This is a genomic window from Massilia sp. DJPM01, from assembly GCF_030348125.1.
Lineage (GTDB): Bacteria > Pseudomonadota > Gammaproteobacteria > Burkholderiales > Burkholderiaceae_D > Telluria_A > Telluria_A frigida.
The window spans coordinates 125,992-140,988 of the sequence record NZ_JAQOZV010000012.1 but is presented as its reverse complement, the minus strand read 5'-3'; the positions used below and the strand labels follow the sequence as shown (position 1 = coordinate 140,988).

General features: G+C 63.7%; 10 protein-coding genes. 7 read left to right on the top strand and 3 right to left on the bottom strand.

The window, feature by feature from the left end:
* Positions 1-274: 274 nt before the first annotated feature.
* Both PO883_RS10725 and PO883_RS10720 read right to left on the bottom strand, forming a co-directional pair.
* Entirely contained in the window at positions 275-5,911 is a 5,637-nt protein-coding gene (locus PO883_RS10725; RefSeq protein ID WP_289309745.1) for a DUF3320 domain-containing protein, read from the bottom strand.
* Positions 5,912-5,914: 3 nt separating this feature from the next.
* The gene (locus tag PO883_RS10720; RefSeq protein WP_289309744.1) at positions 5,915-6,763 is read right to left on the bottom strand and encodes a pyruvate, water dikinase regulatory protein; all 849 of its coding nucleotides are present in this window, start codon (positions 6,761-6,763) and stop codon (positions 5,915-5,917) included.
* 179 nt (positions 6,764-6,942) lie between these two features.
* Here PO883_RS10720 and ppsA point away from each other — a divergent pair, with 179 nt between their 5' ends.
* Positions 6,943-9,375, top strand: coding sequence for a phosphoenolpyruvate synthase (gene ppsA / locus PO883_RS10715; RefSeq protein ID WP_289309743.1), 2,433 nt, complete (start codon positions 6,943-6,945; stop codon positions 9,373-9,375).
* 113 nt (positions 9,376-9,488) lie between these two features.
* Here ppsA and PO883_RS10710 read toward each other — a convergent pair whose 3' ends face one another.
* Complete coding sequence (locus PO883_RS10710; protein ID WP_289309742.1) at positions 9,489-10,121, bottom strand: TetR family transcriptional regulator; 633 nt, start codon at positions 10,119-10,121, stop codon at positions 9,489-9,491.
* A 128-nt stretch (positions 10,122-10,249) separates the two neighbouring features.
* On the opposite strand from PO883_RS10710, the gene PO883_RS10705 reads away from it, so the two are divergent.
* The 6 genes from PO883_RS10705 to PO883_RS10680 all read left to right on the top strand — a co-directional run bounded on the left by PO883_RS10705 (position 10,250) and on the right by PO883_RS10680 (position 14,996).
* Complete coding sequence (locus PO883_RS10705; protein ID WP_289309741.1) at positions 10,250-10,909, top strand: O-methyltransferase; 660 nt, start codon at positions 10,250-10,252, stop codon at positions 10,907-10,909.
* 45 nt (positions 10,910-10,954) lie between these two features.
* The gene (locus tag PO883_RS10700) at positions 10,955-11,821 is read left to right on the top strand and encodes an SDR family oxidoreductase (protein ID WP_289309740.1); all 867 of its coding nucleotides are present in this window, start codon (positions 10,955-10,957) and stop codon (positions 11,819-11,821) included.
* Between the two features lie 181 nt (positions 11,822-12,002).
* Positions 12,003-12,425: an NfeD family protein gene (locus tag PO883_RS10695; protein WP_289309739.1), complete on the top strand. Its 423-nt coding sequence runs from the start codon at positions 12,003-12,005 to the stop codon at positions 12,423-12,425.
* A 42-nt stretch (positions 12,426-12,467) separates the two neighbouring features.
* Positions 12,468-13,367 carry an SPFH domain-containing protein gene (locus tag PO883_RS10690; protein WP_373890050.1) on the top strand — a complete coding sequence of 300 codons (900 nt, stop codon included), beginning with the start codon at positions 12,468-12,470 and terminating at the stop codon, positions 13,365-13,367.
* A 9-nt stretch (positions 13,368-13,376) separates the two neighbouring features.
* A complete protein-coding gene (locus PO883_RS10685; protein WP_167094275.1) occupies positions 13,377-14,171 on the top strand; it encodes an SDR family oxidoreductase in 795 nt (264 codons plus the stop codon).
* A gap of 342 nt (positions 14,172-14,513) precedes the next feature.
* The gene (locus PO883_RS10680) at positions 14,514-14,996 is read left to right on the top strand and encodes a type II CAAX prenyl endopeptidase Rce1 family protein (protein WP_289309737.1); all 483 of its coding nucleotides are present in this window, start codon (positions 14,514-14,516) and stop codon (positions 14,994-14,996) included.
* Position 14,997: the final 1 nt, after the last annotated feature.

The window sequence follows — 14,997 nt, the reverse complement described above, 5'->3', positions numbered from 1 at the left end:
CAGGCAACTGCCGATATCAAGAAACTGACCATTATCACGCGCAATACAAAGGACTTCCGGAGCCGGGACATACGTGTCCCATACGAGCTCAGAACGACATCAACGGTGAGTGCGGTGAACGTCAATCCGCCTGGTGATGCTCCGATATCGCCACGGGCCGGTCGGCCTACGCTCAAGCGCCGCACATAGCAGCAGTAAGGAGCACCGGCGGCCGCAGCCAACAACTGTGGCCGCGCCGCCGAACGAAGGGGTGTTCCAGCCCCATGATGGCAAACTAGCCCGCATGATTGGCCAACACCAGCACCGGCCCGCTCGCCACCAGCACCATTTCACGCACCATCAGGTTCAGGCGCATCTGCACCGCTTCCCGCAACGGTCCCTGGATCGGTTTGAAACCGAACATTTTCAGCACCGCCTGTACGATCTCTTCCTGGCTGGCGCCGAAGTGGCGTTCCACCACCTGGATGATGGCCACCTCGATCTCCTTGGGCGGCAGCATGTCCGCGCGGCGCAGGCCTTCCGACTCCACGAACGTGCGGTCGCGCACCGTGACCGGGCTGCCCGGCTTCCACACAAAGCCGTTCAGGCGCGCCACCAGGCCGCTGGCGACGGCCGCATCGACCGCTTTCTCGGTCGCCGCTTCCATGCGCGAGCCGACCCGCTGCAAGCCCCAGGCCTTGCGCAGCCGGACCACGATCTCGTCGAGATGGACCGGGCCCTCGATGTAGACGATCTGCTCGACCAGGTCGACCAGCACCTCCAGCGGCGCTTCATGCAGTTCGTAGTCGCCTTCCGGGCGCACCATGCTCGCTTCGACATAGCGGTTGCGCCGCTGCGGCGCTTCCTCCACCGGAACGATTGCCACTTCCGTCACGATCTCGCGCTCGATGCGTACAATCTGCGGCGCCGGCGCCTGGTGCAGCTTTTTACTCTCCTCGGCGCGCGCGTCGAGCGTCTTGCGCGCCTCATGGATGGCGGCGATCACGCGCGCAAGCTGCTCCTGCGGACGCTGGAACCAGTCAGTGCTCCAGATACGGTGGATGATCCAGCCGTGATCTTCCAGCACCGCCTGGCGCAAGCGGTCGCGGTCGCGCGCGGAACTCGACGAGTGATACGCCGCGCCGTCGCATTCGATCCCCAGCAGGTAGCGCCCCGGGCGGTCCGGGTCGGGAATGGCCAAATCGATGAAGAAACCCGCAATGCCCACCTGCGGATGCACCTCGAAGCCGCGTTCCTTGATGGCGGCCGCCACATCGACCTCGAACATGCTGTCGTAATCGCGTCCGCTCCGGAAGGCCACACCAAGCTGGCCGGTGCGCGCATAGCGCAGGAACAGCTTGAATGCCTGCACGCCCTTGCCCTTGCCGCGTTCGAGGTCGATATCTTCGTCGGTGATCGATGAAAACACTTCGCAGCGGCGCTTGGCGCGGCTGATCAGCACATTCAAGCGTCGCTCGCCGCCTTCCGCGCTCAATGGCCCGAAACGCATGTTGACCTGGCCGCTGGCGTTACGCCCGTACCCAACCGAAATGAGGATCACATCGCGCTCGTCGCCCTGCACGTTTTCCAGGTTCTTCACAAAAAACGGCTCGCTCGGATGCGACTGGAAAAAGCCCTCGGCCTGCTGGTTGGCGCGCCGCAGCAGTTCCAGCTGGTCTTCGATGGCCTTGCGCTGCACCACCGAGAAGGTGGCCACGCCCAGCGAATGCTGCGGTGTTTGCAGCGCATGGCGCATGATGGCCTCGGCCACTGCCTTCGCTTCCGGTACATTGGTGCCCGTATTGCCCGAGTCGAAAACGCCATCCGTCACGTGCGTGAAGCGCAGTCCCATGCCCGCTTCCTCGGTGTAAGGACTCGGTACGATGAACAGCTTGTTCTCGTAGAACTGGCTGTTCGACACCGCGATCAGCGACTGGTGGCGGCTGCGGTAGTGCCAGCGCAGCATGCGCTGCGGCAGGCCGCGCGCGGTGAACAGGCCCAAAATGCTTTCGATGTCGGCCACCTGCGCTTCGCCGCCGTCGGTATCCGCCTCGTCGCCGGCGTCGCTGGTCATCTTGGCGAAGAAGCGGGTCGGCGGCAGCTGGCGTTCGTCGCCCACCACCACCACCTGGCGGCAGCGCGCAATCGCGCCGAGGGCGTCGACCGGCTGGATCTGGCTGGCCTCGTCCATCACCAGCAGGTCGAACGTGAGCTGGCCGGGTGGCAGGAACTGCGCCACCGACAAGGGGCTCATCATCAGCACCGGCTTGAGCGCCTGGATCGCCGGCGCGGCCTTGAGCATCAGCTGGCGAATCGGCATGTGGCCGCGCCGGCGCGCCATTTCGCCGCGCAGCACGCCCAGCGGGCCGATGGCGCCGCCGCCTTGGGGAATGCGCTTGAAGTGCGCGCGCGCCACCTCGATGCTGGCCGCCGCGATGCGTTGCAGGTCCAGTTCCACGAACTGGCGCACTTCGCTGTCGTGCACCTGGCCGTCGAACGTGGCCAGGGCCGGCTCGGCGCGCACCTGGGCCGCATACAGCGCCTCGAAGTAGCTCATGTTGAAGCAGGCCGGCGCGGCGCTGGCCGCGAGGCGGCCGCTCTCCATTTCGTCGACGAAGCGGGCCATGCCCATCAGGCGCGCCTTGCCGTTTCGCTCGCGCCAGGTGACCCAGCGCGATAATTGTTCGGCGTGCGTGATCCATTGGCCGAAGTGCACCAGGATGTCGGCAATCGGTACCTGCGCGATGCTGTCGGCGCCGAACAGCGATTCGGCGTCGGCGCACAGGGTCTCGAACAAGCCCGCCAGTTCGTTTTTCCAGGCGATGCAGGCCTGTTCCAGCACGTGGGCGCGGCGCAACGGCAGATCGCGCTCGTCGTGGCGTGCCACCATCGCCGGCAGGGCCGGATTGGCGGCGATCCACTGCGCCGCGCCGACCAGGAACGGCCAGTCCGAGGCCGCGCCTTGCCAGTGCGCGCCAAAGGCTTGTTCGCCCAGTACGCGCGCGCCGTCGATGCTGGCCGCCAGGCGCTGCGCGCTGGTCAAGGCGTCCAGTACCGGCAGCAGGTCCGACAGGCGCGCCGGCCGGAATGCCAGTGCGCTGCGCACCGTGCCCAGGGCGCCGTCGATGGCGGCGACAAAGGTGCCCACCGCCGACAGGTCGGCATGTTCGACCGTCAGGATGTCGGGGAACATGTCGCGGATCGCCGCGCCGCAGTCGTTCCAGCAATCGCGCAGCAAGGTCAGTGTGTTGTCGAGCGAGCGCTGGACGTGGTCCACGCGCACGGCCAGGGCAGGGCGGTCGCTCACGCCGGCGGCGATCAGGCGCGGTTCCGGCCCCATGCCGCGCAGGGTGCGCATCCATGCAACCAGAGCGCGCAGCGGCACCGGCGACGAGCGTTCGGCGCGCCAGTCGGCGCCGAATGCGGCGCGCCCGAGCTGGTCGTTCTCGCGCAGGAAGCGCATGGTCTGCTGGCCGGCGGTCAGGCGGTCCAGAATGTCGATCTGGCTGGCCAGCTCGATGTCCGGCACGCGCAGCACCGATTTGACCAGGCCATTGGCGCGGCGCCAGTCGTCGCGCAGGAAGCGCAGCATGCTGGTGCCGTGGATGGCCAGCACCTGGCGCACGCCGGCCAGGTCGGCCTCCCACGCGGAGTCGAGGACCTTGTTTTGCAGGTAGCCACGCGCTTCCTGGAGCGACGCCACCGCCTCGGCCAGGTCGGCGGCCTGCTCGATGCCGTGATCCCAGATGCTGGCAGCCAGCACCTCGGCGCTGACATCCGGCGCGCAGGCGATGCGCTGGCCGAGAATGAGGGCCTTGCCAATGTCGGCCAGGGTGCCGGTACGGGCCGATGCGCCAAGGTGCTGGCGCAGGCGTTCGGTATCTTGCAGCAGCGCGGGCAGCTGGGCCGCCAGGCGCGCGATGCGGCCGAACGCTTCGTCGCTCATCCCGGCCGGCAGGGGACGCAGCGCCATGCGCGCCGGTTTCAGGTCCATGGTCCAGGCGGCGGGCGAGACTTTGCCGTCCAAAAAAGCGAGCAGCTGGGCGTACTGCGCACCCTGTTCCACCAGATTGGCCAATTCTTCGCGCTGCGTGCGCCACACCGGCGACGACAGGGCCTGGCGCGACAGGCGCGGCGCGCTGGCCACGCGTTCGGCCATGGCGGCGATGCGGGCAAAATCGTCGCAGCTGTCGGGCGGGCCCATGTCGAGCGAGGCGGCAAGGCCGGTCTGGCTGGCCGCCAGCTCCGACAAGCCGGTGCTCGAATGCGCGATGCGCTGGCCGAGGCGCTCCATTTCGGTCGGCGAGATATTCGTCATGCGTACGCCGCGCCATGGGTGCTGCGCGGGCAGTCCCATGTCGGCCAGGCGCTGCGCCAGTTCGCTCGCCAGCTGGTAGCGCTGCGCGCGATCGTCCGGTGTCCAGGTGTCGGGCCGGTCGAACGCATCGTGCAGCGGCACCACGCGCTGGCGCTGCAATTCGGTGATGTGGCCGATCACCTGGTAGGGCGTCAGGCGCGCCACCGGGTGCGGCGCGTGCATGCGGTCCGCATGGCCGTTGAGGGTGTCGCGCGCCAGTTGCAGGCGCGCGTTGAGGGTGGCAGGCAGTTCGCCGCGCGGCGCGCCCAGGTCGGCGGTGCGGCGCAGCTCTTCCAGCAGCACGCGTTTGTTGGCCTTGTTGCTGTGCAGTTCAAGGCAGGCGTCGCCTACACCGGCGTGATCCAGCCGGCGCTTGACGACGTCCAGCGCGGCCATTTTTTCGGCCACGAACAGCACGCTCTTGCCGTCGGCGACGGCCGAGGCGATGATGTTGGCGATGGTTTGCGACTTGCCGGTGCCGGGCGGGCCCTGGATCACCAGATTGCGCCCGCTGCGCACGTCGTGCACGGCCAGCGCCTGCGAACTGTCGCAGTCGACGATGTGCAGCAGGTCCGATGGCGGGATCACGGAATCAATCGGCGTGCCGTCGGGGATCGTCAAGGCGTTGCTGGTAAAGCCGTCCGACAGCAGGCCGCGCATCAGCGGCTGGCCGAGCAAGCCTTCCTGCACCGGCCACACGGCCGGATCGAGATCGCGGTACATCAGGAATTTGGCGAACGAGAAAAAGCCCAGCACGACGTCGTCGGCGAGGACACGCCAGTCCTGCTTGCATGCGACGGCGCGCGTGACCTCGGCGATGTAGGCGGCCGGATCGAAGTCGTCGCCCGCCTCGAACGGCGGCAGGGTGATGCCGTGCACGCGGCTCAGGAAGGCTTCGAGCGAGAGATTCGCCGACAGTTCTTCCTGGCGCCAGCGCAGCTTGAACTGTTCGGCCGCATTGCCGCGCTGGAGACTGACCGGTATCAAAATCAGCGGCGCATAGCGGATATTCCTGGCGTTGGCCGGGTCGATCCATTTCAGGGTGCCGAGCGTGAGGAACAGGATGTTGACGCCCTGTTCTTCTTCCAGGGTGCGGGCGTCGTTGCACAGGTCGAGCAGGCGCTTTTGCAGGCCTTTCGAGGTGAGCTTCGTTTGCAGCTTGGTGTCGTTATGGCGCAGCATGACGCCGCGCTCGTCGACGGCGTCGTCGGGCTGGGCCAGTTCGTCGAGCACGTCGGCATCCTGGTCCAACTCGGCCGCGCCACCCGGGTAGGCCGCGCTGCGTCCGGGCAGGAAGGTGAGCGAGCGGTTTTCCGTCACCAGCATGCGGAAGATGTCGCTGGAGCGCTCGTCGGTCACGTCGATGATGCGGGTCGCCTTGGCCGAGCGCGGAATGTTCAGCAGCCGGTTGCGCGCCGACAGGTCGAGCAGCTCCATGCGCGCGCGTTCCAGCTTGTCGTGCGCGCTGAGATTGCCGTCAAGGAACTCCGAGAGTTTTTCCGGTGCCGCGCCGCTTGCCGCCCCGTCAGGGTTTTTGGCCAGCAGGTCGGTCTTCTTGTTCTCAGCTTCACTCATGAATTAATACTCGCGCCGATCCGGTTTGATTTCCTGCAAAATAGTGGTGGCAATTTCTTCGATGGACTTGGTGGTCGACGACAGCCAGCGGATGCCTTCGCGCTTCATCATCAGCTCGGCCTCATTGACTTCGTAGCGGCAATTTTCGATGGAGGCGTACTTGCTGCCGGCGCGCCGTTCATGGCGGATTTCCGACAGGCGTTCCGGCGTGATGGACAGGCCAAAAATCTTCTCGCGGAACGGCGGCAGGTTGGATGGCAGGCGGCCGCGCTCGAAATCGTCGGGAATGAGTGGATAGTTGGCCGCTTTGATGCCGTACTGCATCGCCAGATACAGGCTGGTCGGGGTCTTGCCCGAGCGCGATACGCCTACCAGGATCACATCGGCCGAGGCCAGGTTCTTGTGCGACTGGCCATCGTCATGCGCCAGCGAGAAGTTAATCGCCTCGATGCGGTTCTTGTACTCCTGGCTGTCGACAATATTGTGTGAGCGGCCGATCGTATGGGTCGACTTGACGCCCAATTCTTGTTCCAGTGGAGCAACAAAGGTCTGGATCAAGTCCATGTGCATGCCGCGCGACTGCCGGATCACGTTTGACAGGTCGGGCTTGACCAGGGTCGAGAACACGATCGGACGCTGGCCGTCGGTGGTGAGCGCTTCGTTGATCTTGCGCGCCGCGTCGTAGGCCTTGTCGAGGGTGTCGATGAAAGGCAGGCGTACCTGGCGAAAACGCATCTCGAACTGGGTGAGGACGGCATGGCCGAATGTCTCTGCGGTAATGCCTGTGCCGTCGGAAACGAAAAAGACCGTACGGGCCGAGGTGGGCAGGGGTGGGCGTGGTTCTGTGGTCATATTTGTCGTGTCGGCTTCCTGTGCTGCCATTGTTTCAAGTTGTGCGCTGTAAATTCGCGGCGCAGGCTGTAAAATGCTCTGCAACGCATCAATTGTGCGGCACGACCCAAAGAATAACAAGAAAACATAGTCAGTCCCGCTCTGCGTACAGATTTCTACTATCAGTAAGGGTGTTTGTTATGACCAGCTTGTCTACCGCAGCATTGAAGGAACCGGATCGCACCGGGGTGTACGTCGCATCGTTCGAGACATTGCGCATGACCGATGTGGAATCGGTCGGCGGCAAAAATGCCTCCCTGGGCGAAATGATCAGCCAGTTGGCTGGCGCAGGCGTACGCGTGCCTGGCGGCTTTGCCACCACGGCCGACGCTTTCCGCGATTTCCTCGCGCATGGCATCGACGGCGGCCCGTCGCTGGGCGACCGCATTGCGACCCGCCTTGAAGGCCTGAACATCGACGACGTGCGCTCGCTCGCCGTGGCCGGCGCCGAAATCCGCAAATGGATCGTCGAAACGCCATTCCAGGCCCGCCTGGAAGAAGAAATCCGCACCTTCTATGCACGCCTGGTGGCCGATTCCGAAGTCGAAATGTCGTTCGCCGTGCGTTCCTCCGCCACCGCGGAAGACTTGCCGGATGCGTCCTTCGCGGGCCAGCAGGAGAGCTTCCTGAACGTGGTCGGCATCGACAACGTGCTGGAAGCCATGAAGCACGTGTTCGCGTCGCTGTACAACGACCGCGCCATTTCGTACCGCGTGCACAAGGGCTTTACCCACGCCGAAGTGGCCTTGTCGGCCGGCGTGCAGCGCATGGTGCGCTCGGATCTGGGCGCCGCCGGCGTGATGTTTACCATCGATACCGAGTCCGGCTTCAAGGACGTGGTATTCGTCACCTCCAGCTATGGCCTGGGCGAGACGGTGGTGCAGGGCGCGGTCAATCCCGACGAATTCTATGTGCATAAACCGATGCTGGAACAGGGCAAGTCGCCTGTCATCCGCCGCAATATCGGTTCCAAGCTGCTGAAGATGGAATTCACCAACGAGGCCAAGGCCGGCCGTTCGGTCAAGACCGTCGACGTGCCGATCGAAATGCGCAACCGCTATTCGCTCAACGACGCCGAAGTGGTGGAACTGGCCAAGTACGCCGTCATCATCGAAAACCACTACGGCCGTCCGATGGACATCGAGTGGGGCAAGGATGGCCGCGACGGCAAGCTGTACATCCTGCAGGCGCGTCCGGAGACCGTCAAGTCGCAGCAAAAACCGACCGACGCGCAGCAGCGCTTCAAGCTCAAAGGCAGCGGCACGGTGCTGGCGCAGGGCCGCGCCATCGGCCAGAAGATCGGCGCGGGCCGCGTGCGCGTGATTCACGATCCGTCCGAAATGGAACGCGTGCAGCCGGGCGACGTGCTGGTGGCCGACATGACCGACCCTAACTGGGAACCGGTCATGAAGCGTGCCTCGGCGATTGTCACCAACCGTGGTGGCCGTACCTGCCACGCCGCGATCATCGCGCGCGAACTGGGTGTGCCGGCCGTTGTTGGCTGCGGCGACGCCACCGAGACGCTCAAGGACGGCATGCTGGTCACCGTGTCCTGCGCCGAAGGCGACGAGGGCATGATCTACGACGGCTTGCTGGAAACGGAAGTATCGGAAGTGGCGCGCGGCGAACTGCCCCCGATCGCCACCAAGATCATGATGAACGTCGGGAACCCGCAGCTGGCCTTCGACTTCCAGTCGATCCCGAACGGTGGCGTTGGTCTGGCGCGTCTTGAGTTCATCATCAATAACAATATTGGTGTGCACCCGAAAGCGATTCTCGAGTATCCGAACATCGATGCGGACCTGAAAAAAGCGGTGGAATCGGTCGCGCGCGGGCATGCCTCGCCGAAGGCCTTCTACGTCGACAAGCTGGCCGAAGGCATCGCCACCATCGCCGCGGCGTTCTGGCCAAAGCCGGTGATCGTGCGCCTGTCCGACTTCAAGTCGAACGAGTACAAAAAACTGATCGGCGGTTCGCGCTACGAGCCGGATGAAGAAAACCCGATGCTGGGCTTCCGTGGCGCCGCGCGGTACCTGTCGCCGGACTTTGCCGAGTCGTTCGAGATGGAATGCGCCGCCATGAAGCGCGTGCGCAACGACATGGGCCTGACCAACGTCGAGATCATGGTGCCGTTCGTGCGTACGCTCGGCCAGGCTGAGAAAGTCGTCAACCTGCTGGCCAAGAATGGCCTCAAGCGCGGCGAAAATGGCCTGCGCCTGATCATGATGTGCGAAGTGCCGTCGAATGCGATCCTGGCCAACGAGTTCCTGCAGTTCTTCGATGGTTTCTCGATTGGTTCGAACGATCTGACCCAGCTGACCCTGGGCCTGGACCGCGATTCGGGCATGGCGCTGCTGGCAGCCGATTTCGACGAGCGCGATCCGGCCGTCAAAGCGCTGCTGTCGATGGCGATCAAGGCTTGCCGCGAGCAGGGCAAGTACATCGGCATCTGCGGTCAGGGGCCATCGGACCACCCGGATTTCGCGGCGTGGCTGATGGGCGAGGGCATCGAGTCGATGTCGCTCAATCCTGATTCGGTGATCGATACCTGGCAAAAACTGGCTTCACTGTAATGCATGACCGTCCGGCGTGACAGCGCCGGGCGTGCCCCCCGAACCGTCGTTTCCGCCATGCGCGGACACGGCGGTTTTTGTTTTTCAGCGGCCGAAACGAACGCGGAGCGCTCTCAGGGGCGGGCCAGCCGTTCCAGGTAGGCGCGGAACATATCGGCCATGGCATCGGCGTACGCGGCGATTTCCGGCGGCGTGCGGGGGCTTTCCGAAAAATCCTTCCCCACGGTGCTGAGCGTCGCGGTGATCAAGTCGCAGGCCAAGGCGCGGCTTGCCTCCGGGGCATGTGGCAGCACCTCGCGCATGAACTCCTGGAAAATCCTGTCTCCCGCAGCGCTCGCTGCTTGCGCTTCGGGCGCATCCCGGTAAAGCGGTGCCGCATCGCTGAGCGCGACGCGCATGCCGGCTTCCTCGCACTCCGACCGGATGAAGGCATGCACCAGTGCGCGCAGGCGGTCGAGCGCCGGGATCTGCATCTGCTCCAGGATGCGGCGCAGCATGTCCGTGGTCTGCTGCCATTCGTCGCTTTGCAGCCGGAACAGGATCGCCGCCTTGTTCGGGAAATATTGATAGACCGATCCAATACTGACCCCGGCCCGCTCGGCTACGCGCGCTGTCGTGAAGCGCTGGGCGCCTTCCTGGGCCAAAACCTGAATAGCCGCTTCCAGGATGGCCGAGACGAGTTCGGTCGAGCGGGCTTGCTTGGGCGCCTTGCGCGAGGAGATTTGCGGAATTTGACGTTTGTTCATGGCACCTTGGCAGCGTGAAAAAAATGCGAATAGAAAATGCGATCAATTCCTCATATTATAACAACACGACGAATCAGTCGCATTTTAACCGGGCACCGGATGCGCCCACATTCAAATGGAACATTTTCATGACCAACACACTGACTACCGCTCCGCTGCCGGCCTTGCTGGACCGCCTGTACCGGCAGGCCGCTGCCGCCACCAGCCCCGCCATCGCCGCCATGTCCAGCGAGGAACGCGAGCGATTCATGCTGAGCAAAACCGACTACCAGGAGTTCTACAGCCGCTTGAAGGATCTCTGGCTGCCTGTCGCGCGCGATACCGGGACCCTGCTGTACCTGCTTGCGCGCAGCACGAAGGCCCGCTCCATCGTCGAGTTTGGCACCTCGTTTGGTATTTCCACCCTGCACCTGGCTGCCGCGCTGCGCGACAACGGTGGCGGGCGCCTGATCACCAGCGAATTCGAGCCATCCAAGGCGGAGAAAGCGCGCGACCATCTGATCGAAGGTGAACTGAGCGACCTGGTGGAAATCAGGGAGGGCGATGCGCTACGCACCCTGGCCTTCGACTTGCCCGAGGCGGTCGACCTGTTGCTGCTCGATGGCGCCAAGGCGCTGTACGCCGACGTCCTGGCCCTGGTGGAGGCGCGCCTGCGGCCGGGTGCGCTGATCGTCGCCGACAACGCCGACTATTGCCCGGAATACCTGGCCTACGTGCGTTCGCCCGGCAGCGGCTACCTGTCGGTGCCGTTTGCCGGCGACGTTGAACTGTCGATGCGGCTGGGCTGACCCGGCTTCCAACGTTGTTACCAATTTCAATTCAGGAGAAATCAGATGCATGTATTTGTCACCGGCGCCACTGGATGGCTCGGCTCGGCGGTAGTTCAGGAACTGATCGGCGAGGGACACCGGGTCACGGGGCTGAGCCGCTCCGGCGAAAAGGCGATTGCCCTGGCGGCAGCGGGCGCCACGGTCCTGCGCGCCACGCTCGACGAGCTCGACGTCCTGCAAGCGGCCGCCGCAGCAGCCGATGCCGTGATCCACACCGCGTTCAACCATGACTTTTCCAAATTCCTGGACAACTGCGAACAGGACCGGCGCGTGATCGAGGCCATGGGGCGCGCCCTGGAAGGTTCAAGCCGTCCCTTGCTGGTCACCTCGGGGCTGTATGGCATGGGCAGGGGAGCCAGCGAGACCGATCTGCCCAATCCCGCCTCGCCGCGACTATCGGAAAGCGCCGCGCGTGCGGTTGCCGAACGTGGCGTGCGCGCGGCCACGGTTCGCCTGGCGCCGTCGGTGCACGGTATTGGGGACGACGGCTTCGTGCCGATCCTGGTGCGCCTGGCGCGGGAGACCGGGGTCTCGGCCTACCTCGCCGAAGGCCAGAACTGCTGGTCCGGCGTGTATCGGCAGGACGCCGCGCAGGTCTACCGCCTTGCACTGGAGCAGGGTGTGACCGCATCGGTGTATCACGCGGTCGCGGACGAGCAAGTACCTTTCAAGGTGCTTGCAGGCATGATCGGCAAGCACCTTGGCCTGCCGGTGGTGTCGCGGGAACGCGATCACTTCGGCTGGTTCGCCAACATGGCTGGCGTGGACATGTCGGTATCGGGTGCGCGCACGCGTGAACTGCTCGGCTGGACGCCGCAAGGCCCCGGCCTGCTCGCCGATCTGGACCAGCCGGGCTACTACGCCGGATAAGGCGGCGCTGGCGGAACGCGCATCATTGAGTAGTTGACTCTTCCCCAAAAGTCGATAGACTAAGCGCATTAAAGTTAATCCAACAAGACCATTATAAATACTAACTTTCTAACAAATTCTCACCCTCGTCGTCCATCCCGGGCCACGGGGGTTTTTGCTTTTAATAACCTGGAGGAGTGTCATGGCTGACTGGACGTGGTGGCTGGCGCTGGCTGGCGCACTGGTAATTTTTGAACTTTTCACGGGCACGTTTTACATACTGATGATCGCCATCGGGGTGGCGTGCGGCGCGATCGCGGCGTTGATGGGCTACGGCACATCGGGCCAGATCCTGACCGCCGCCGTGGTCGGCGTGATCGCCACCGGGCTGCTGCACCGCAGCCGCTTCGGCGCGCCCGGCCGCCAGAACACCGCGCGCGATCCGAACGTGAACATGGATATCGGCCAGAGCGTCAACGTCGACACCTGGAGCGAAGGCAAGGCGCGCGTCATGTACCGCGGCGCGCCGTGGGATGTGGAACTTGGCCCCGGTGCATTGGCCGAAGCGGGCAGTTTCCGGATCGTCGAAGTGCAGGGCAGCCGCCTGATCGTCGCCAACAAATAAATAACAAACTGAAAGAGGTAAGCTATGGAAGTTTTCGGAATAATGACAATCGTCCTCTTCATCGTGGCGCTGGTGTTCGTCTTCAAGACCATCAACGTGGTGCCGCAGCAGCATGCCTGGGTGGTCGAACGCCTCGGCAAATACCATGCGACCCTGGCCCCGGGCCTGAACATCGTGGTGCCGTTCATCGACCGCATCGCGTACAAGCACGTTCTCAAGGAAATTCCGCTCGACGTGCCGCCGCAGGTCTGCATCACGCGCGATAACACGCAGCTGCAGGTGGACGGCATCCTGTACTTCCAGATCACCGATCCGATGCGCGCCTCGTACGGCTCGTCGAACTACCTGGCGGCCATCACCCAGCTGGCGCAAACCACGCTGCGTTCGGTGATCGGCAAGATGGAGCTCGATAAAACCTTCGAGGAGCGCGATCACATCAACATCACCATCGTCAACGCCATCGATGAATCGGCCGCCAACTGGGGCGTGAAGGTCTTGCGCTACGAGATCAAGGACTTGACGCCGCCGGCGGAAATCCTGCACTCGATGCAGGCCCAGATTACCGCCGAACGCGAAAAGCGCGCCCTGATCGCCGCTTCCGAAGGACGCAAGCAGGAACAGATCAACATCGCCACCGGCGAGCGTGAAGCGGCGATTGCCCGTTCCGAAGGCGAGAAGCAAGCCTCGATCAACCGCGCCGAGGGCCAGGCCAAGGCCATCGTGGCGCTGGCCGAAGCGAACGCCGAAGCGTTGCGCCAGATCGGCGCCGCCATCCGCGAGCCGGGCGGACAGGAAGCGGTCAACCTCAAGGTGGCGGAGCAGTACGTGGATGCGTTCTCGGAACTGGCCAAGACCAACAATTCGATCATCGTGCCGGCCAATCTGGGCGAGATGAGCGGCTTGATCGCCAGCGCCATGCAGATCGTCAAAGCCCAGAAGTAAGGAGCGGCCATGCGCGTGATCGTCATCACCGGTAGTTCGGACGGCATCGGGGCCGAAATGGCGCGCCAGCTGGCCGCGCGCGAAGGTGCCAAGGTGGCGCTGGTGCTGGCGGCCCGCAACGGCGCCATGCTCGATGCGGTGGCCGGGCAGTGCCAGTCGCTCGGCGCGCAGACGCTGTGCGTGCCGACCGATGTGTCGGTGCAGGCCGAGTGCATCGCGCTCATCGACGCGGCGGTGGCGCGCTTCGGCCGCATCGATGCCTTGATCAACAATGCGGGACGCTCGGCGCACGCCTTGTTCGAGGATGTGCAGGACCTGGGCTGGTACGAGGACCTGATGCGCGTGAACCTGTGGGGCAGCGTGTGGTGCACGCACGCGGCCCTGGCGCACCTGAAGGCGGCGCGCGGCAGCATCGTGGCGGTGTCGTCGCTGTCAGGGCTGGTCGGGGTGCCCGGACGCAGCGCGTACGCGGCGAGCAAGTTCGCCATGGCCGGTTTCTTCGAAGTCCTGCGCGCCGAATTGAAAGACGCCGGGGTGAGTGTGACGACTGCGTATCCGGGCGTGGTGTCGACGCAGATCCGCCATCATGGCTACAACGCGGCCGGCGGCATGCTGGGCAAGAGCATGCTCAAGGAAGAGGGCGCGATGACGGTCGAGGAGTGCGCCCGCCTGATCGTCGACGGGATGGAGCGGCGCCAGCGCGAAGTGGTGATGACCGCCAAAGGCAAGTTTGGACGCTTCCTCAAGCTGATCGCGCCAGGGATGGTTGAGCGCATGGCGCTGGCGGCGGTGAAGGAGCCGTAGCCGGCCAGCGGCATGGGGACCGGAATGGCTTTCTTGGTTGGAAGGTGATTCGTGTGCTATTACATGAACAGTATTTTTCTACTCATATGTTCTGCAACGGCCGCTTCGCATTGACGTTTACATCAACGATATAAACGAAAATTCGGGCGTGCTGCGCGCATTTTGGAATCGCAGCGCGAGCGATCAGGCCCCCAAGTTGTCTCCGTTATTGCAGTCATTTCGACCGTCATATCGACGCCGTTACCGGGGCCTGAACTCATCAAATACGCGGCATAGCTTCCGACGCCCTCGTAAACCATGGTTGCTGCGACGATACGGCACGTCACTTACTCAAAGGTAACCATGTCGTCCATTTCCATAACCCCAGAGTTCAGGACCTGCGGCCTATGGCAGACCTGCTTGCTGAGCTATGCGGCAGGGCTGGTTCTTTCTTTTTGCCTATCGGTCGCAGCTGATTCAATCGCCCTGCAGTTGGGCATCGTCATGCTTGATCCACCATCTCGTTCGGCGACATTCTCCGAATTTTTTGGTGCCATTTTTTTTGCGCCACTCTTTGAGACACTTCTGGTCGGACTGACTATCCAGGTTCTTTCCAAATATTTCCATCGACCATTTCTTATCGCCGGCATATCCGCAATGATTTTCGGAGCCGCACATGGCCTGGTTGCCGTATCGTGGTTTTTTGGGACCGTCTGCTCCTTTTTTGCATACTCGTACGCTTATGTTTACTGGAGCAGCCAATCACTCCGTAAAGCGTACGTGGCGGCATGCGTGCCCCACATGCTGATCAACCTGACCGCGATGACCTTGGTTTGCCTGGGGTAGT

Bases quoted from the DNA above. Each gene is read 5' to 3' on its own strand.
- PO883_RS10725 (WP_289309745.1), bottom strand. From the start codon at position 5,911: ATGAGTGAAGCTGAGAACAAGAAGACCGACCTGCTGGCCAAAAACCCT.
- PO883_RS10720 (WP_289309744.1), bottom strand. From the start codon at position 6,763: ATGACCACAGAACCACGCCCACCCCTGCCCACCTCGGCCCGTACGGTC.
- ppsA (WP_289309743.1), top strand. From the start codon at position 6,943: ATGACCAGCTTGTCTACCGCAGCATTGAAGGAACCGGATCGCACCGGG.
- PO883_RS10710 (WP_289309742.1), bottom strand. From the start codon at position 10,121: ATGAACAAACGTCAAATTCCGCAAATCTCCTCGCGCAAGGCGCCCAAG.
- PO883_RS10705 (WP_289309741.1), top strand. From the start codon at position 10,250: ATGACCAACACACTGACTACCGCTCCGCTGCCGGCCTTGCTGGACCGC.
- PO883_RS10700 (WP_289309740.1), top strand. From the start codon at position 10,955: ATGCATGTATTTGTCACCGGCGCCACTGGATGGCTCGGCTCGGCGGTA.
- PO883_RS10695 (WP_289309739.1), top strand. From the start codon at position 12,003: ATGGCTGACTGGACGTGGTGGCTGGCGCTGGCTGGCGCACTGGTAATT.
- PO883_RS10690 (WP_373890050.1), top strand. From the start codon at position 12,468: ATGACAATCGTCCTCTTCATCGTGGCGCTGGTGTTCGTCTTCAAGACC.
- PO883_RS10685 (WP_167094275.1), top strand. From the start codon at position 13,377: ATGCGCGTGATCGTCATCACCGGTAGTTCGGACGGCATCGGGGCCGAA.
- PO883_RS10680 (WP_289309737.1), top strand. From the start codon at position 14,514: ATGTCGTCCATTTCCATAACCCCAGAGTTCAGGACCTGCGGCCTATGG.